This window comes from Streptomyces sp. NPDC001100 (genome assembly GCF_053598575.1).
Genome location: NZ_JBSFKO010000010.1, coordinates 242,246 through 260,572, shown reverse-complemented (window position 1 = coordinate 260,572; position 18,327 = coordinate 242,246). Strand labels below are relative to the sequence as shown.

The 18,327-nt window shown below is 71.0% G+C and carries 14 protein-coding genes; 8 read left to right on the top strand and 6 right to left on the bottom strand.

What is annotated here, in order from left to right:
* Positions 1–123 precede the first annotated feature (123 nt).
* The 6 genes from ACWDEW_RS17395 to fxsT are packed head-to-tail and all read left to right on the top strand — an operon-like array spanning position 124 to position 9,230.
* Positions 124–324, top strand: coding sequence for a hypothetical protein (locus ACWDEW_RS17395; protein ID WP_450513750.1), 201 nt, complete (start codon positions 124–126; stop codon positions 322–324).
* A gap of 21 nt (positions 325–345) precedes the next feature.
* A complete protein-coding gene (locus ACWDEW_RS17390) occupies positions 346–2,478 on the top strand; it encodes an FxsB family cyclophane-forming radical SAM/SPASM peptide maturase (RefSeq protein ID WP_450513748.1) in 2,133 nt (710 codons plus the stop codon).
* Between the two features lie 6 nt (positions 2,479–2,484).
* Positions 2,485–3,315, top strand: a complete 831-nt coding sequence (locus tag ACWDEW_RS17385; RefSeq protein ID WP_450513746.1) for an aminoglycoside N(3)-acetyltransferase — start codon at positions 2,485–2,487, stop codon at positions 3,313–3,315.
* Positions 3,308–3,982 (top strand): TIR-like protein FxsC, encoded by a 675-nt coding sequence (locus ACWDEW_RS17380; protein WP_450513744.1) that lies wholly within the window; start codon positions 3,308–3,310, stop codon positions 3,980–3,982. The genes ACWDEW_RS17385 and ACWDEW_RS17380 overlap by 8 nt, the downstream gene beginning before the upstream one ends.
* Positions 3,982–5,298, top strand: coding sequence for an FxsC protein (gene fsxC, locus ACWDEW_RS17375; protein ID WP_450513742.1), 1,317 nt, complete (start codon positions 3,982–3,984; stop codon positions 5,296–5,298). The genes ACWDEW_RS17380 and fsxC overlap by 1 nt, the downstream gene beginning before the upstream one ends.
* Positions 5,295–9,230: an FxSxx-COOH system tetratricopeptide repeat protein gene (gene fxsT / locus ACWDEW_RS17370; RefSeq protein WP_450513741.1), complete on the top strand. Its 3,936-nt coding sequence runs from the start codon at positions 5,295–5,297 to the stop codon at positions 9,228–9,230. The genes fsxC and fxsT overlap by 4 nt, the downstream gene beginning before the upstream one ends.
* A 30-nt stretch (positions 9,231–9,260) precedes the next feature.
* On the opposite strand, the gene ACWDEW_RS17365 is transcribed toward fxsT, so the two are convergent.
* Positions 9,261–10,163, bottom strand: coding sequence for an alpha/beta fold hydrolase (locus ACWDEW_RS17365; RefSeq protein ID WP_450513739.1), 903 nt, complete (start codon positions 10,161–10,163; stop codon positions 9,261–9,263).
* Positions 10,164–10,376: 213 nt separating this feature from the next.
* Positions 10,377–10,784 carry an NTP pyrophosphohydrolase gene (locus ACWDEW_RS17360; RefSeq protein ID WP_450513737.1) on the bottom strand — a complete coding sequence of 136 codons (408 nt, stop codon included), beginning with the start codon at positions 10,782–10,784 and terminating at the stop codon, positions 10,377–10,379.
* A gap of 90 nt (positions 10,785–10,874) precedes the next feature.
* Between ACWDEW_RS17360 and ACWDEW_RS17355 the strand changes: the two genes are divergently transcribed.
* Both ACWDEW_RS17355 and ACWDEW_RS17350 read left to right on the top strand, forming a co-directional pair.
* A complete protein-coding gene (locus ACWDEW_RS17355; RefSeq protein ID WP_450513735.1) occupies positions 10,875–11,894 on the top strand; it encodes a hypothetical protein in 1,020 nt (339 codons plus the stop codon).
* Positions 11,895–11,904: 10 nt separating this feature from the next.
* Positions 11,905–12,285, top strand: coding sequence for a hypothetical protein (locus tag ACWDEW_RS17350; RefSeq protein WP_450513795.1), 381 nt, complete (start codon positions 11,905–11,907; stop codon positions 12,283–12,285).
* Positions 12,286–12,336: 51 nt separating this feature from the next.
* Here ACWDEW_RS17350 and ACWDEW_RS17345 read toward each other — a convergent pair whose 3' ends face one another.
* The 4 genes from ACWDEW_RS17345 to ACWDEW_RS17330 all read right to left on the bottom strand — a co-directional run bounded on the left by ACWDEW_RS17345 (position 12,337) and on the right by ACWDEW_RS17330 (position 18,292).
* A complete protein-coding gene (locus tag ACWDEW_RS17345) occupies positions 12,337–14,466 on the bottom strand; it encodes a 3-hydroxyacyl-CoA dehydrogenase NAD-binding domain-containing protein (RefSeq protein WP_450513733.1) in 2,130 nt (709 codons plus the stop codon).
* Positions 14,463–15,680: a thiolase family protein gene (locus ACWDEW_RS17340; RefSeq protein ID WP_450513732.1), complete on the bottom strand. Its 1,218-nt coding sequence runs from the start codon at positions 15,678–15,680 to the stop codon at positions 14,463–14,465. The genes ACWDEW_RS17345 and ACWDEW_RS17340 overlap by 4 nt, the downstream gene beginning before the upstream one ends.
* A gap of 142 nt (positions 15,681–15,822) precedes the next feature.
* The gene (locus ACWDEW_RS17335; RefSeq protein ID WP_450513730.1) at positions 15,823–16,845 is read right to left on the bottom strand and encodes a LacI family DNA-binding transcriptional regulator; all 1,023 of its coding nucleotides are present in this window, start codon (positions 16,843–16,845) and stop codon (positions 15,823–15,825) included.
* A 169-nt stretch (positions 16,846–17,014) separates the two neighbouring features.
* Entirely contained in the window at positions 17,015–18,292 is a 1,278-nt protein-coding gene (locus tag ACWDEW_RS17330; RefSeq protein ID WP_450513728.1) for an HRDC domain-containing protein, read from the bottom strand.
* Positions 18,293–18,327 lie beyond the last annotated feature (35 nt).

Below are 18,327 nucleotides of genomic sequence, written 5' to 3'. Positions count from 1 at the left end.
CGGAAACGACCACGATGATGGGTGGAGTGGTGACGACATGCCACCTCCCGACCGCTCAGTGCGATTCCACTCGGCGGGAATCCGTTCGACACGCGATTCCACGAACCGGCGAAGGAGACCGCGATGACGAATTCCGGAGAGGCATCCGGTGTGGTTCAGCGCGCGTTACGGGCCGCGTCCCCGCAGCCACCGCAGTTGACCACGCACATCCCCGACTGCGGCACCAGCTCACTGGCCGACCTGGGGACGGTCGACCAGCACATGCTGAACAGGCTGCTGTCGACCGGCCGGCCACGGGGCTCCGGCTTCAACTCCAGCGTCTGACACCCCGGACACCATGGACCGATGACCGCCGGGACAAGAGCGTTCCGTCAGTTCGTCCTCAAGGTGCACAGCAGATGCGACCTCGCCTGCGACCACTGCTACATCTATGAGCACGCCGACCAGAGTTGGCGCCGTCGGCCACGGGTGATCCCGGACGAGGTGGTGGCGGCGTTCGTGGCCCGCATCGCCGAACACGCCAGGGCCCACCCCGAACTCCCGCGCGTGCACGTCATATTGCACGGCGGCGAACCCCTGCTCGCCGGCCGCGAGCGACTCGCCAAGATCGCCCGGGACCTGCGTGCGGCGCTGGACGGCGTGTGCGAACTCGACCTGCGCATGCAGACCAACGGCCTCCGCCTGGACGAGGAGTCGTGCCGCATGCTGGTCCGCGAACGGATCAGCACCGGCGTCTCCCTCGACGGCGACCGCGCCTCGAACGACCGTCATCGCAAGCGGGCCGACGGCACCGGTTCGTACGAAGCCGTCGTCCGCGCCGTGCGGCTCCTCGGCTCCGCCCCGTACCGCAGTGCCTTCGCCGGCCTGCTGTGCACCATCGACACGGCGAACGATCCCCTCGCCGTGTACGAGGCCCTGGCCGCGCTCGACCCGCCGCGCGTCGACTTCCTTCTGCCGCACGCCACTTGGGACCACCCGCCGCGCGGCGGCGCCGCCCACGCGCGCTGGCTGATCTCCGTCCACGACCGCTGGCGCGCCGACGGCAGACCCTTCCCGGTCCGCGTCTTCGACTCGATCGAGGCCGGGCGGGACGGCCAGGAGTCCTTCACCGAGGCGCTCGGCCTCGGCAGCCCCGACCTGGTCGTCGTGGAGACCGACGGGGAGATCGAGCAGGCCGACTGGCTCAAGACGGTCCAGGAAGGCGCGCCCGGCACCGGATTCCACGTCCTGCGGCACAGCTTCGACGAGGCGGCGGCCCACCCCGGCTTCCTGGCCCAGCACGGGGGAGTGGAGGCGCTGAGCCGGCAGTGCCGGGAGTGCCCCGTGGTGCGGATCTGCGGGGGCGGCCTCTACGGCCACCGCCACCGGGCCGGCAACGGCTTCGACAACCCCTCGGTCTACTGCGAGGACCTCTTCCGGCTGATCGGACACGTCCTGCGGACTCCCCGCCCGCGACCGGTGAGCCGCCCGCACACGCTGACCGCGCACGGCTTCGACTCGCTCGCCGCGGGCGACGGGGACGCCGACGCGCTGCGTGCCCTGGCCGCCGCCGAGGCCAGCGTCCGCCGGATGCTGCTCGGTGCCGTGTGCGCCCGCTACCCCGGCCCCGAGGCGAGCGCGGTGACCCGGCTGGACCGGCACCGGCCCCGGGAGACCGCCGAGACCGTGCGCCATCCCCACCTCGGCACCTGGGCCGTACGCGCCCTCGAAGGACGGCTGCCGGCCGCCGACGTCCGCCGGCGGCTCGGTGAGATCGCGGCCGCGACGGCACTGCGGGCCGGTTCCGGCTACCGGCTCGCGCTGCCGGAGGACACCGAGTGGGCGCACCTGCCCGGAATCGGGCGGCTGACCCTGCCACCCGGACACGGACCGGCCGAACTGGTCGCGCGCGAGGGCGACTTGCTGATCGCCGTCCGGCCCGACCGCGACCCGCTCCCGGTCGTCCAGGCGGCGGGACCGGACACCGGCGTGGACTGGGAACCCGTACGCCGTCTCGCCGCGGGCGAGGCCACCTTCCGCCTGGAGGACGGCGACCCCCACCGCGACGGGTTTCCCGCCGCACCCGCGCCCCGGCCGGACGAGGCCGAATACGCCCGCTGGGTCCGCCTGTTCGCCGAGGCCGGCGCACACCTGCGCACCCGTCACCGGCACCGCCTGCCGGGAATCCGTGCCCTGCTCGCCACCTGCACCCCGCTGCGCGCGCAGGACGGACCGGGCCGCGTACTGGCCGACCCGCACGCCTTCGGCGCCCTCGGCGTCGTCCTCCCGCCCACCGCCGCGGAGTTGGCGGGGCTGCTCGTGGAAGGTGTGCAACAGATCAAGTTCAACGCCCTGTTGGACCTCTTCGACCTGGCCGACAGCGATACGTCCCGGGAACGCCTGCGGTCCGCGTACCTCAACCAGCCCTCGGCGCAGGCGATTTCCCCCGACGGCCTCACCGCCGACGGACGCCGGATGGCCGTCAGGCTGCGAGGCTGACGGGGGATGCACACAGCAGTCTCCCTCACCGCCGACCTGCGCGGACTCGGCGTCGAGAAGGGCATGACGCTGCTGATGCACGCGTCCTCGCGGTCCCTCGGCCGGGTCCGCGGCGGCGGCCTCGCGGCACTGCGCGCGCTGCGGGGCGCGCTCGGCCCCGAGGGCACTTTGGTGGTGCCCACGTTCACCGAGGGAAATTCGTTGACATCACGGACGTACCTCCGCTCGACGCAAGGCCTGACACGACATCAACTCCTGTCCTACCGTGAGAACATGGAGCCCTTCAGCGCGGCTTCCACCCCCTCTTACGGCATGGGACGGCTGGCGGAGGAGGTACGGGTCGACCCGTCCGCCGTGCGCAGCACCCACCCGCAGACGTCCTTCGCCGCGCTCGGCCCCGGCGCCGCCCGGATCACCGCCGGGCACGCCCCGGACTGCCTGCTCGGCGAACGCTCCCCCCTCGCCCGGCTGTACGAGGAGGAGGCGTACGTCCTGCTGCTGGGTGTCGGCTACGAGACCTGCTCGGCCTTCCATCTCGCGGAGTACCGGCAGCCCGGCGCCGTCCGCCGCCGCTACGACTGCCGGGTGCTGACCGACGACGGTCCGCGCTGGACCCACTTCGTCGACGTCGACCTCGACGACAGCGACTTCGGGCAGCTCGGCCACTGGCTGGAGACCCGGGCACCGGACGGGCGCGAGCGGATCGCCCGGGGCCGGATCGGCGCCGCCGACAGCCGGCTGTTCCCGCTGCGCTGGGCCGTCGACACCTCCGCCGACTGGATGGCCGCAGGCCGCACCGCGCCCCGGGACCGCTCCGCGGGGGCCGACCATGGATGAGGCCGGCGGCAAGTACCGGACCCACCGCGGCGTCCAGCGGTCGTACGGCTTCCTCAGCTACGGCCGTACGCCCCACGTACCGGAGAGCCACAGACCGCCGGACAAACAACTGCGCGACTTCCACGCCGAGTTGACCGACCACCTGTTGCAGATCACGGACCTGGACGCCAAGACACCCGCGGTCTATCTGGACACGCGGATCCAGCTCGGCACCGACTGGGAGGACGAGTTGAAGCTCCGCCTCGCCCACTGCCAGGTCCTGGTACCGGTGCTGTCCCGGCGCCTGTTCAGCAGCAAGTGGTGTGCCCTGGAGTGGAAGTGCTTCGAGCTGCGCCAGGAACTTCAGCGCAAGCAGGGGAAGTTCACCCGCAACGCCATCGTGCCGGTGCTGTGGAACGGGCTGCGGCCCGACGAGATCCCCCTCCCTTACTCGGCCGTCGAGTACGACCACCAGGACCTCGGACCCGACTACACGAACCTGGGGCTGCTCGGCCTGCGCAACCACGGACGGCATCCGACCCACCGCAAGGTGGTCTACCAACTCGCCCTGGAAATAGTCGAAGTGGCGGTCACCGCCGGACTGGAACCGTGTGACCCCAGCCTCTTCGACGACCTCTTCGACGAGCTCGTCAACTCACCGAACGACTCGGCGGGGGAGGAACACTGATGCGTGGAGGCCGTTCCACCGAAGGCGTGCGCGACAAGGCGCCCCACTTCTTCCTGAGTTACGCCCCCGTGCCCTCGCCCGTCGGTGACACGGACGAGGCCCGCCCCGAGGCCGACAAGGACGTACGGGAGTTCTACGCCGACCTCAACCGTGCGGTCGCGGGCGCGAGCGGGCCCTTCGCCCCGGCCTCCCCCGGCTATCTCGGCGCCGCCGACCGCGCCGGACCCGACACGGCACGCGCCCTGTACCGCTGCCGCAGCTTCGTGCCCCTGATCACGCGCCGCTACTTCACCGACGTGTACTGCGGCCGCCAGTGGTACGCCTACACCCACCGCGCCCCGCGAGGCGCCATCGTCCCGGCGCTGTGGACTCCGGTGCCGACCACCGCCCGTCCGGTCCCCGTCGACCTGGACCTGCCCGTGCCCGAGCGGCCGGTGACGCCGGTGCGCGTCGAGGAGGCCGCGCAGGTCCGCTACGCGAGGGGCGGGCTGTACGGGCTGCGGCAGTACTACGACCACCCGGAGTACTACGACCAGTGCGTCCGCAGGATCGCCCAGTGCGTCGTGCAGGCCGTCCGCCGGGCACCCGAACCCACCCCGGACGAAACGGAGTTCACCGATCTGGACACCGTCCCCGACGCGTTCGCCTCCTCGTCCTGGCACCCGCTCGGCATCGCCGTGCTCGCCCCGGACGTCCACCATCTGCCGCCCGACCGCCGGGACACCAAGTACGGTCGCGAGCCACGGGACTGGCAGCCCTTCAGCGACGGCTACGCCACCCCGCTGGCCGAACGCACCGCCGAACTCGCCCGCAACCTCGGCTTCGCCCCCGAGATCCACACCTACGACGAGGCCGAACCCGTCTTCCTCGGCGAGCGCGAGGCCAGGAGCCCGTGGGTGCTCATCCTCGACCCCTGGATCCTGCACGACCACACCGCCCTGGCCCGGCTGCGCGCCTTCGACGCCCGCGACCTGCCCTGGGTGACGGTGCTGACACCACTCGCGGACGACCCGCAGACCATGAACGCCCGCGAGGAACTCGCCGCGCTCCTGCGGTCCGCGCTGCCCCGGCGACTGAGCAGCGGCCGGGCCATCCAGCGCGGCGCCGTGGCCGGCATCGAGAGCTCGGAGGCGTTCAACTCCCGTTTCACCGAGCTCGCCGACAGCGCGGCCCAGCAATACCTCAACCGACTTCCGCTACGATCCTCGCCCAGGCCCCCGGCGACGGTGGAGCGCCCCCGCACCGTTTCCGGCGGACCGGTCGCTCCCGCCCCGGACGAGGCCGATTCCCAGGGTGACCAGGAGGCCCAACCGTGACCGGCGTGCTCCCCCGCCCCGACGGCGGCAAGATCGTCACGTTCTACAGCTACAAGGGCGGCACCGGTCGCACCATGGCACTCGCCAACTCCGCCTGGATCACGGCCTCGCGGGGCAAACGGGTCCTGGTGGTCGACTGGGACCTGGAGGCGCCGGGACTGGGCCGCTTCCTCTACCCGTTCCTGGAACCGAACGCGGCGCACGACCGCCGCGGCGTGCTGGAGATCATCAACGACTACGTGCTCAAGTTCGAGGCCATGGACGGCGCCGCGATCGACGACGCGTGGATCGCCGAGCAGGCCGACATCGGCAAGGCGGTCTCCCCGCTGCTGTGGAACTTCCCGGGCGGCGGCCGGCTCGACTACCTCTCGGCGGGCCGCCAGAACCGCAACTACTCCTCGATCTTCTCCCAGTTCAACTGGAACCGCTTCTACGAGGACCAGTACGGCGGCCAGTTCCTGGACGCCCTGTGCGCCCAGTTTCGGCAGGGCTACGACTACGTCCTCGTCGACAGCCGTACCGGTCTCAGCGATGTCTCCGACATCTGCACCATCCATTTCCCCGATGTGCTGGTCAACTGCTTCACCCACAACAACCAGAGCATCGAGGGCGCCGCCGCCGTCGCCCGCAGAGTGGAGGACACCTACCGCGAACGGCGCATCCGGATCCTGCCGGTGCCCATGCGCGTGGAGGACTCCGAGGCGGACCGGCTGGAGGCCGCGCGGGCCAAGGTCCGGCTCACCTTCGACCAGCTGCTGGTCCGCACCCCGCACGTCGAACCGCGCAGCTACTGGGGCAACGTCGAGGTGCCGTACAAACCCACGTACGCCTACGAGGAGATCCTCGCGACCTTCCGCGACGAACCCGGCACGCACGCCTCGCTGCTGGCCGCCTGCGAGCGGCTGACCGCGGTCATCACCGAGGGCGAGGTGACCTCGCTGGTCCCGATGACCGACGAGGAACGCCAGAACTACCTCAAGACCGTGGTGCGCCGCCGGCCGCCGGACCCCACCCATGTCTTCCTCAGCCATGTTCCCGAGGACCAGATGTGGGCGGACTGGATCAGGCGGGTCCTCGCCGACGCGGGCTTCACCGTGGGCGACGCCCGCTCCGAGGACGGCTTCGCCGCCGGCGTCCCGCTGCGCGACGACACCGACAGCAAGGTCCGCGGTGCCTCCCGCACCCTGGCCGTACTGTCCGCCGCCTACCAGAAGTCCCCGCAGGCCAGGGCGGTCTGGGAGGCCGTGGCCGCCGCCGACCCGATGGGATCGCGCCGCACCCTGGTGCCGGTCCGGGTCAGCGACGCCCGGCTGGAGCACCCCTTCTCGGACCGGATGCCGATCCATCTGAGCAACATGACCGAGGCGCAGGCCAGGAAGGCCCTGCTGCGGGCCCTGGACGCCCAGGTCGTCCAGGGCGAGCACCCCGCCGACGGCGCCGGCAGCGGCCCCCGGTTCCCCGGCGCGGAGCCGCCCGTGTGGTCCGTACCCGTGCGCAACGCGGCCTTCACCGGACGCACCGAGCTGCTGGAGGACCTGAGAGTGCGGCTCTCGGACACCGGCACCGCCACCCTCCTGCACGGCATGGGAGGCGTGGGCAAGACCCAGCTGGCCACCGAGTACGCGCACCGCTATCGCGGCAACTACGACGTGGTCTGGTGGATCGAGGCGGAGTTCGGCGACCTCGCGCTGCGCCAGTACTCCGAACTCGCCTCCCACCTCGGCGTCGACGAACGCGACAGCATCAGCGCCACCGCGGACGCGGTCCGCGACGAACTGCGCCGGGGCGCGAAGTACGACCGCTGGCTGCTGATCTTCGACAACGCGACGACCCCGGAGTCCATCGAGCGGCTGCTCGTCAACAGTCCGGCCGGCCATGTGCTGATCACCACCCGCAACGAGGGCTGGGCCCAGATCGGCGAGCGGGTCGAGGTCGACGTCTTCTCCCGCACGGAGAGCGTCGAGCACCTCCTGCACCGGGTGTCCGCCATCAGCGCCGAGGACGCGGACCGGGTCGCGGAGGCACTCGGCGACCTGCCGCTGGCCGTCGACCAGGCCGCCGCCTGGCTGAACGAGACCGGCCAGGACGCCGCCGAGTACCTCGAACTCCTGGAGCCGCAACTGGCGTCCCTGGAGGCGGTCGAGGACTCCCGCAACTACCCGCTGCAGGTAGGCGCGACCTGGAACATCTCCATCCAGCAGCTCAACTCCCCCTTCGCGCTACGGCTGTTGCAGCTGTGCTCGCACTTCGGCGCCGACCCCATCTCCTTCAACCTGGTGCACGGCAGGGAGATGAGCGACGCCCTCAACGAACTCCAGCCGGGCAGCGCCGGCACGGCACTGGTGTCCCGGGCCATCCAGCAACTGCACCGCTACGCCCTCGCCAAGGTCGACCGCAAGAGCAAGAGCATCCAGGTGCACCGGCTCGTGCAGGCGGCCGTGCGCTCGTCGATGTCCGAGGAGGAGCAGGAGGAGGCGCTGCGCGTCGTGCGCAACGTCCTCAGCGGTGCGCGCCCCTCCGAGGGGGACGTGGAACACCCGGACAACTGGTCCCGCTACAACACCATTTGGCCCCACCTGAAGACACCGTGGACCAAGGACTCGCTCGACGACCGGATCCGGTTGCTGATGACCGAGTGGCTGCGCTACCTGCGGGCGCGCGGCGAGTACGCGGACGCCGTGTCGCTCGCCGAGGAACTGCTGTTCAAGTGGGAGAAGGAGGCGGGCCCGGACGACCGCTGGACCCTGCACCTGCGCTTCGAGATGGCCAACGTGCTGCGTTTCCAGGGCTGGTACAGCAGGGCGCTGGAGATCGACGAGGACGTGTACGAGCGACAGCGCGCGGTCCTCGGCGACGACGACAACCACACCCTGATGACGGCGGGCAGCCTCACGGCGGACCTGCGGGCCGTCGGCCGGGTGGGCAGGGCGCTGGAGATCGACCGCGACACCTACGGGCGTTCGGTGGACCTCCTCGGGGACGACCATCCCCGGACGCTGTTCGCGGCGAACAACCTGGCCGTGTCGATGCGCACGGCGGGGGACTGCTTCGAGGCGCAGACCGTCGACAAGGAAACCTGGGACCTCCGCGCGCAGACGCTCGGCCCCAAGCACCCCTACACGCTCTTCTCCCTGATCAACCTCGGCCGGGACCAGCGTTCCTGCGGTGAGTACGAGGCCTCGGCCGAGACCCTGCGCGGCGTCCACCGGACGGCCGTGGAACTCGGGCGCGAGTCACCGCCCGCGATGGAGGCGGCGAAGGCGCTCGCCATCACACTGCGCCGGCTCGACATGCTGGACGAGGCCATCGAGCTCAGCCAGGGCGTGCTGGACATCTTCCGGCGCCGCCTGGGCGACACCTCGCCCGAGACGCTGGTGGTGCGCCTCGGCCACGCGGGCCATCTCGCGGCGGCGGACCGGCACGAGGAGGCCTGCGAGGAGACCGCCGAACTGCTCGGCCGGTTCCGGCTGGCGCTCGGGGAGGGGCACCCCAACACGCTTGCCTGCGCGGTCAATCACAGCATCAACCTGCTGTCGACCGGACGGCCGGTCGAGGCCCGCGAGGTGTGCGAGCAGGCCCGTACGGCGCTGGGGACCACCATGGGCCCGGAGCACCCGTTCAGCATGAACTGCCAGATGAACCTGGCGAACACCGAGGCCGCCCTCGGCGAGGTCGCCAAGGCCGAGCACAACTACCGCCAGGCGTACGAGGAGTTGTGCGCGCGGCTCGGCCCGGACCACCCCACGCCGCTCACCTGCCGGGGCAACCTCTCGATCCTGCTCCGGGAGCTCGGCCGTACCACCGAGGCCGAGCAGCTGGCCCGGGAGAGCCTCGACGGGCTGAGCGAGAAGCTCGGCGGGAAGCACTCCAAGGTGGTCCGGCTGCGCGCCGGCCAGCGCGTGGGCCTGGAGCTCGACCCGCACCCGATCTGACGCGGCCCGCCCCCGGTCCGGCGGCGGGGGTCAGGCCGTAGGGGCCGCGGTGGCGCCGGCCCGCGCCCGCTCCCGGAGCCAGCCCAGCACCTCGGGCAGCACCGGGACGGCCGCGAAGTGCGCCGCCGACGGCTGCAGTACGACGGTGGCGTGCTCGATCCGGCCGGCCAGCCACTTGAAATGCTCTACGGGGGAGAACACGTCGTGCTCGCCGTGCCACAGCAGGGTGGGCACGGTGATCTCCTTCGGGTCGAAGCCCCACGGTGTGCTGAACGCGATGGCGTCGTCGATCCAGCCGTCCGCGTTCAGCTCGATCCCGGTCTTGAAATTCTCGTGGAGCATCCGCCGGATGCCGGCGTCCGCCACCACCTGCCGGTCCACGTCCGGCATCTCGCCGTCCAGATCCGACAGCAGCGCCATGGGGTTGGTCCGCATGGCGTCCGCGTTCTGCACCAGGGTGCTCTGCAGCAGGGCGAGGTTCTCGCGGGCGTTGCGGTACTCGCGGACGTTGGACTCGGTCATCCCCTCGAACCAGTCGTCCATGTCCTCGGCGTCCGGCGGCGCCAGGCTCACCAGTACGGCGGCGCTGCTCACCCGGTCGGACAGCTTCGCGGCACACGCGAGTGCGTGGGGACCGCCTCCGGAGCGGCCGACGACGGAGAAGTCCTTCAACTTCAGGAAATCGGCGAGGTCTTCCACGTCCGCGGCGGCGTCGACGACCCTCCGCCCCTGCACGCGCGTCGAACCGCCGTACCCGGGACGGTCGTAGGCGATCAGACGGATGCCGAGCTGGTAGAGCACCATCGACCGCGGGCGCGGTCCCTGATGGCTGCCGGGGGTTCCGTGCAGCAGAAAGACCGGGTGTCCCTGCGGGTCACCCCAGGAATCGAAAACGAGCTCTCGCCCGTCTCTGCTGTGAGCGGCACGCGCCACTCCTGCCTCCCGTCCACCGGCCGTCACGACTGCCGGAATCCTCTCAGAACGACGGGCGCCTTGGACACCTTCGACTCAGCTTCTCGTGGCGGCGTCCTCCCGTCACTGGAAAAGGACGGGAATGTCGAAAACCTGACCGAAGAAGGCCAGCTTATGCCTGTTTCGCCTGACCGGCCCCCGGTATGAAGGGCTCCAATTCGGTGCAAGCGGGACTTACTGCGAGGGGCTCGGACCGTGCACCGCACGCGGCCCGGTGACCTCGGCGCCCAACTCCGTCACCCTGCGCCGGAGTTCACGGTCGGCCGTCACCACCAGACAGGCCCGGCCGTCCGCTCCGGCGACCAGTTCGACCATACGGTCGTCCCCGCTGCCGGGTGCCGAGTCCACCCGTACGCCCGGGACGGACTCCACTCCACGGGCCGCGCCCTCCACGACCAGGACGATCTCCAAGGGGTCCGGGCGCCCCGGTACCCCGTCCGCCGCCAGCCGGTCCCGCAGCCGCTCCGCTGCGCCCCGCCGGTCCCGCCACCAGCCGTCGGGCACCGACCCGACGACGTTCGCGCCGTCGACGATCACGAGCAGGGGAGCGTCCTCGTCCGGCAGGGGAGTGTCCTCGTCCATGGGGACAGGGTCCCACCGGGCGGGGAGCGATTGTCCCCGTGACAAGGACCCGCCCCGCCGGAAAGGACCCGCCCCAATTACAGTGAACCGGTGAACGGCGACTGGCTCCTACGCGGCCGTGACGGCCGGCTCAGTGTCTATCTGCCCTCGGGCGACGCCGTCCTGTGCCGGGCGGAACGCGGTCCCGACGGCCTCTGGGGCGCCCCGCGCACGGTGGGCGGCGACCAGAAGCTGCACCCGGGGCTGCTCGGCATCGGGCAGGGCGCGGACGGCTACGCCCATCTGGTGTCCTGGCGGCCCACGGTGTCCGGCGAGTCCGGACTGGTCCACTCCACGCACTTCCGGCCCCGGCTCACCGCCCTCGACTGGAACCCGGTCGGTCACCCGGACAAGAAGGGCGACCGCACCGGCCCCCCGGCGGTCGCGGTCGACGCGGAGGGGCGGGCCCATCTCTTCGTGCGCAACAAGGCGGGCGGGGTGAGCATGCTGGCCCAGCGGGAGAAGGGCGGCTGGGATCCGTGGCGCGACCTCAAGGGCGGCGACGTCCACGAGGACCTGGCCGCGGTGACGGGGGAGTCCGGCAGGGTCGAGCTGTACGCGGCGGTGCCCGGCGCGATCCTGCACTGGCGCCAACTGGAGCCGGGCGCGCAGCCGGTCCTGGAGGAGGCGATGGAGGCCAGGATCAGACCCGGCACGCTCCGCGCGCTGGCCACCTCACCGGAGACGACCACCCTCTACTACACGGACGACTCCGGCGACCTCTGCGCCTGGCGCGCCGGCGGCAAGCCGCTCACCCTGCTGCCCTCGGCGGGCCCCGGTCCCGTCTCCGCCGTTCGCTGTGAACTCGACGGCCACGACTGCACGTTGCTCGCCCAGCGCTCGGCGAGCGGCCGGGTCGCCTTCGCCGCGTATCCCACGGAGCAGGAGTCGGCGGGCGCCTGGTGGACCGAGTCGGGCCCCCAACTCCCGGCGGACGCCGAGGTCTCGCTCGCCCTGGACGAGCACGACCGCGTCGTCGCCGCGACGTTGTCCCCGTCCACCGGCCAACTCCTTCTCACCCGGCGGAAGGACGAGCCGGGCCTGGCCCTGGAGGCCTGGCGGGAGGTGTGAGTGCGCCATGATGGCCACCGTGGACACCGAATCACTCATTGCCGTCTGGCGGCGTATCCTCGACGGCTCCGAAAAGCCGTGGGTCCTGTTCGAGCACGGCACCTGCGTGCTGCTTGAGGAGCCCGACGGCGATCCCGCCGAACAGGCCACCGGGATCCTGCGCGAGTTCGGCCCCGTACAGGTGGCGACGTCGGCGGGCGACTTCCGCGTACTCCAACTCAAGAACGACAAGGGCTGGTTGGTGACGAGCCATCACCGGGACGTCGTCACCTTCGTCGCGACGGACGAGCCCGACGACCCCTCGCACCTGGCCGTCGGCATCCACGGCCGGGCGAAGCGCGACCAGGACGGCACCGAACTGAGCGTCGTCCACGTCGAGGACGCCCCCTGACGCGCCGGTGCCCGGTACATCGGCCGATGTACCGGGCACCGTACGAACGGACTAGGCCGGAACGCTCGCCAGACCCGGAGCCAGGAACGGCTTGCCGTTCACCCGCGCCGAGACGCCCTCGCGGTCCAGGTACGGCGTGATGCCGCCCAGGTGGAAGGGCCAGCCGGCGCCCGTGATCAGGCACAGGTCGATGTCCTGGGCCTCGGCGACGACGCCCTCGTCGAGCATCAGGCCGATCTCCTGCGCCACCGCGTCCAGGACCCGGTCGCGGACCTGTTCCTCGGTCAGCACGGAGTCGCCCTGCTTGAGCAACGCGGCGACCTCGGGGTCGAGTTCGGGCTTCCCGCTGTCGTAGACGTAGAAGCCGCGCTTGCCCGCCTTGACGACGGCCGCGAGGTTCGGGGAGACCGTGAAGCGGTCCGGGAAGGCCCGGTTGAGGGTCTCCGAGACGTGCAGTCCGATGGCCGGACCGACCAACTCCAGCAGCACCAGCGGGGACATGGGCAGGCCGAGCGGCTCGACCGCCTTCTCCGCGACGGCGACCGGGGTGCCCTCGTCGATGACGTTCTGGATCTCGCCCATGAAGCGGGTGAGGATGCGGTTGACGACGAACGCCGGGGCGTCCTTCACCAACACCGCTGTCTTCTTCAGCTTCTTGGCCACCGCGAACGCGGTCGCGAGCGAGGCGTCGTCCGTCTGCTCGCCGCGCACGATCTCCAACAGGGGAAGGATCGCGACGGGGTTGAAGAAGTGGAAGCCGACGACCCGCTCGGGGTTCTTCAGCTTCGACGCCATCTCGGAGACCGACAGCGAGGAGGTGTTGGTGGCGAGGATCGCGTGCGCCGGGGCGACCGCCTCGACCTCCGCGAACACCTGCTGCTTGACGCCGATCTCCTCGAAGACAGCCTCGATGATGAAGTCGGCGTCGGAGAAGCCCTCGGCCTTGTCCAGCACACCGGTGACCAGGGCCTTCAGCCGGTTGGCCTTGTCCTGGTTGATCCGGCCCTTGCCGAGCAGCTTCTCGATCTCGGCGTGGACGTAGCCCACACCCTTGTCGACGCGCTCCTGGTCGATGTCCGTGAGGACGACCGGTACTTCGAGGCGGCGCAGGAAGAGCAGGGCGAGCTGCGAGGCCATCAGACCGGCGCCGACCACGCCGACCTTCGTCACCGGACGCGCCAGCGACTTGTCGGGGGCGCCCGCCGGACGCTTGCCGCGCTTCTGCACGAGGTTGAACGCGTAGATGCCGGCGCGGAGTTCGCCACCCATGATCAGGTCGGCGAGGGCCAGGTCCTCGGCGTCGTAACCCTGCTGGAGGTCGCCGTTCTTGGCGGCCTCGATGATGTCGAGTGCGCGGTAGGCGGCCGGGGCCGCGCCGTGCACCTTGGAGTCCGCGACGAAACGGCCCTTGGCGACGGCCTGGTCCCAGGCCTCGCCGCGGTCGATCGCCGGACGCTCGACCTTGATGTCGCCCTTGAGGACGTTCGCCGTCCAGATCAGCGACTGCTCCAGGAAGTCGGCGCCCTCGAAGAGCGCGTCCGCGATCCCGAGGTCGAAGACCTGCTGGCCCTTGAGCTGCTTGTTCTGGTTGAGGCTGTTCTCGATGATCACCGAGACGGCCTTCTCGGCGCCGATCAGGTTCGGCAGCAGCGTGCAGCCGCCCCAGCCCGGGACCAGACCGAGGAAGACCTCGGGGAGGGAGAAGGCGGCGATGTGCTTCGAGACCGTGCGGTACTCGCAGTGCAGACCGACCTCGACACCGCCGCCCATGGCCGCGCCGTTGTAGTACGTGAAGGTCGGCACCGCGATGTCCGCGAGGCGCTTGAAGACCTCGTGGCCGCCCTTGCCGATGGCGAGCGCGTCGTCGTGGTTCTTGAGGAGCTCGACGCCCTTGAGGTCCGCGCCGACCGCGAAGACGAACGGCTTGCCGGTGATGCCGACACCGACGATCTCGCCGGCCGCCGCCTCCTTCTCGACCTGGTCGATGGCGGTGTTCAGGTTCGCCAGCGAGGCCGGGCCGAAGGTGGTCGGCTTGGTGTGGTCGAAGCCGTTGTCCAGCGTGATGAGCGCGAACCGCCCGGCGCCGTACGGCAGTTCGAGGTGGCGGACGTGCGCGGACGTCACGACCTCGTCCGGGAACAGCTCGGCCGCACCCTTCAGAAGCTCGGTGGTGGTGCTCACTTGTCCCCCTCGAAGTGCGGGTTCTCCCAGATGACCGTGGCGCCCATGCCGAAGCCGACGCACATCGTCGTCAGGCCGTAGCGGACGTTCGGCTGCTCCTCGAACTGGCGGGCCAGCTGCGTCATCAGGCGCACGCCCGACGAGGCCAGCGGGTGACCGAAGGCGATCGCGCCGCCGTACTGGTTGACGCGCTCGTCGTCGTCCGCGATGCCGTAGTGCTCCAGGAAGGCCAGCACCTGTACGGCGAAGGCCTCGTTGATCTCGAAGAGGTTGATGTCCTCGATGGACAGGCCCGCCTTGGCGAGCGCCTTCTCCGTGGCCGGGATCGGGCCGTAGCCCATGACCTCCGGCTCGACGCCCGCGAAGGCGTACGAGACGAGACGCATCTTCACCGGCAGGTTGTTCTCGCGCGCGAAGTCCTCGCTGGCGATGATCGACGCGGTGGCACCGTCGTTCAGACCGGCCGCGTTGCCCGCGGTGACCCGGCCGTGCACACGGAACGGCGTCTTCAGACCGGCCAGGTTCTCCAGGGTGGTCCCCGGGCGCATCGGCTCGTCGGCGGTGACCAGACCCCAACCGGTCTCGCCCACCTGCTCGTTGGTGTTGCGCACCGAGATCGGCACCAGGTCCTGCTGGATCTTGCCGTTGGCGTACGCCTTGGCGGCCTTCTCCTGCGAGCGCACCGCGTACTCGTCTGCGCGCTGCTTGGTGATCGTGGGGTAGCGGTCGTGCAGGTTCTCCGCGGTCATGCCCATGAACAGCGCGGAGTCGTCGACCAGCTTCTCGCTCACGAACCGCGGGTTGGGGTCCACGCCCTCGCCCATGGGGTGGCGGCCCATGTGCTCGACGCCACCGGCGATGACGGCGTCGTAGGCACCGAAGGCGATGGAGCCCGCGGTGGTCGTGACGGCGGTCAGCGCGCCCGCGCACATGCGGTCGATGGAGTAGCCCGGGACGGACTGCGGCAGCCCGGCGAGAAGGCCCGCCGTACGGCCGAGCGTGAGCCCCTGGTCACCGATCTGCGTGGTCGCGGCGATGGCGACCTCGTCGATCTTCGCGGGGTCCAGACCGGGGTTGCGGCGCAGCAGCTCCCGGATCGCCTTCACGACGAGGTCGTCGGCCCGGGTCTCGTGGTAGATGCCCTTCGGGCCCGCCTTGCCGAACGGGGTACGGACGCCGTCTACGAAGACGACGTCCCTGACGGTACGAGGCACGATTGGCTCTCCTCCAGGGTGCGGGATCTGCACTGCTGCGATGCGCTGAGCGCGCGCTCAGGAACCATGCTACTTGTGAGTAACCAGGCTGCCCAGTCCCGGGGCTCCAAGCGGCGAACGTCACACCCCGGAACCCTCGCGATCATGCCCCGGGCGGTCCGGTCGACCCCCGCGGGGTCAGCACCGGAGCGGGCACGGGATGCGAAACGGAACCCTCCCCGGTGATCACCCCGAACAGAGTCCGTGCCGCGTCCGCGCCGAATCCGTGCACATCATGGCTCATCGCGGAGAGCGTCGGACGCGTGATCCGGCACAACTCGGAGTCGTCCCAGGCCAGCACCGACACATCGGCCGGCACGGCGAGCCCCAGCTCGGCGGCGACCGCGAGCCCCGCCACCGCCATGATGTCGTTGTCGTACACGATGGCCGTCGGCCGGTCCGGTGCCGCCGCTGTCAGCAGTGAACGCGTGGCCCGAGCCCCTGCTTCCCCCGACTGATCGGTGGCCAGCTGCCGGGCCCCGGCCGGCCCCAGCGCACGCACCGCCGCGTCGAAGGCGTCGGTCCGCAGCGCGGTGAGCGCCGCCGCCCCACCCACCCGCGCGATCCGCCGATGTCCGAGCCCGGCGAGATACCGCACCGCCTCGGTCACGGCCCCGGCCTCGTCGGTCCACACCGAGGTCAGCCCCCCGGTCAACGACGGATGCCCCACCGCCACCACCGGCAGCCCCAGCCGCCGCACCACCGGGACCCGCGGATCGTCCGCCCGGAAATCCACGAGAATCGCCCCGCCGACCTGCCGAGCCCGCCACCACGACTCCTGCAGCGCGACCTCTTCCTCCGCACTCCGCACGAGCCGCAACAGCAGCGCGCAGGAGTGCTCGATCAGCACGCTCTCCACGCCGGACACGAACTCCATGGAGAACGGCTCCAGCCCGAGCAGCCGCGCCGGTCGGCAGAGGGCCAGTCCTACGGCGTCCACGCGCGCCCCGGCCAGTGACCGCGCGGTGAGATTGGGCGTCCAGCCCAACTCCCGCGCGGCCTCGAAGATCCGCTTCCGCGTCGAGTCCGAGAGCCCCGGCTTCTGGTTGAAGGCCAGCGACACCGCACCCTTGGACACCCCGGCGCGCGCGGCAACGTCCTTGATGGTGACGCGAGTTGTGCTCATTGAGGGGGAGTCTTGCAGCCGATCCCTCCGACTGTGACCCGTTTACCGAGTTCGAAGATCTTGGCGCGATCTAGACGCTCCAGCTTTATGAGCGGCGTGACTTTCCAGGGGCGCGGGGAACTGTGCGACAAGCCACCACGCGCCCGCACCCGCCGCTCGACCGAAGCGCCTACGGTGCCTTGGCGGACAAAGGCCCCACCAAAACAGGCGCCACCTGCTCCACCTGCCAGGGCCGAGCCCCGTACCCCGACAGCGCAGCCCCCACGGACTCCACATCCACACTCTTCGGCGGCTCCCAGCAAACCCGCCGAACCGTGTCCGGAGTGATCAAGTTCTCCTGAGGCATGTTGAGCCCCTCGGCCACCGCGGAAACCGCGGCACGGGCCGCGGACAACCGAGCCGCGGCCTCGGGATCCTTGTCCGCCCAGGCCCGGGGCGGCGGCGGCCCGGTGACCGGCTGCCCGGGCTGCGGCAACGCCGAGTCGGGCAGGGCCTTGGCCCGATCGACGGCCGCCTGCCACTGCTCCAGCTGCCGCCGCCCCATCCGATGCCCGAACCCGTTCAACGCGGCCAGCGCCTGCACATCGGCGGGAAGCGAGAGCGCGGCCTCCACGATCGCCGCGTCGGACAGCACCTTCCCCGGCGACACGTCCCGCCGCTGCGCGATCCGGTCCCGCGTCTGCCACAGCTCGCGGACGACACCGAGCTGACGGCGCCGCCGTACCTTGTGCATGCCGGACGTACGGCGCCACGGATCCTTGCGGGGCTCGGCGGGCGGCGCGGCCGCGATCGCGTCGAACTCCTGGCGGGCCCACTCCAGCTTGCCCTGCCGGTCCAGTTCCTTCTCCAGGGCGTCCCGCAGGTCGACGAGGAGTTCCACGTCCAGGGCCGCGTACCGCAGCCACGGCTCGGGCAGGGGGCGGGTGGACCAGTCGACGGCGGAGTGTCCCTTCTCCAGGACGAAACCGAGGACGTTCTCGACCATCGCACCCAGGCCGACCCGCGGGAATCCGGCGAGCCGACCCGCCAGCTCGGTGTCGAAGAGCCGCGTCGGCACCATGCCTATCTCCCGCAGACACGGCAGGTCCTGGGTGGCGGCGTGCAGCACCCACTCGACGCCGGAGACGGCCTCGCCGAGGGCGGAGAGGTCGGGGCAGGCGACGGGGTCGATCAGTGCGGTGCCCGCGCCCTCGCGGCGCAGCTGCACCAGATAGGCGCGTTGTCCGTAGCGGTAGCCGGACGCGCGCTCGGCGTCGACGGCGAGGGGGCCCGTGCCGGCGGCGAGGGCCGCGATCGCCTCGGCGAGGGCGTCCTCGTCGGCGATCACGGGCGGAATGCCCTCCCGGGGCTCAAGCAAGGGGATCGGCGCCGTTTCGACGTCGTCCGGAGGGGCGCCTCCGGTGGTTCGCAGTGAGCTGTCTGCTGCGGTTTCTTGGGCGTCGGTCACGTGTCAAGGGTATCCGTGTATGGACAACGCCCGCC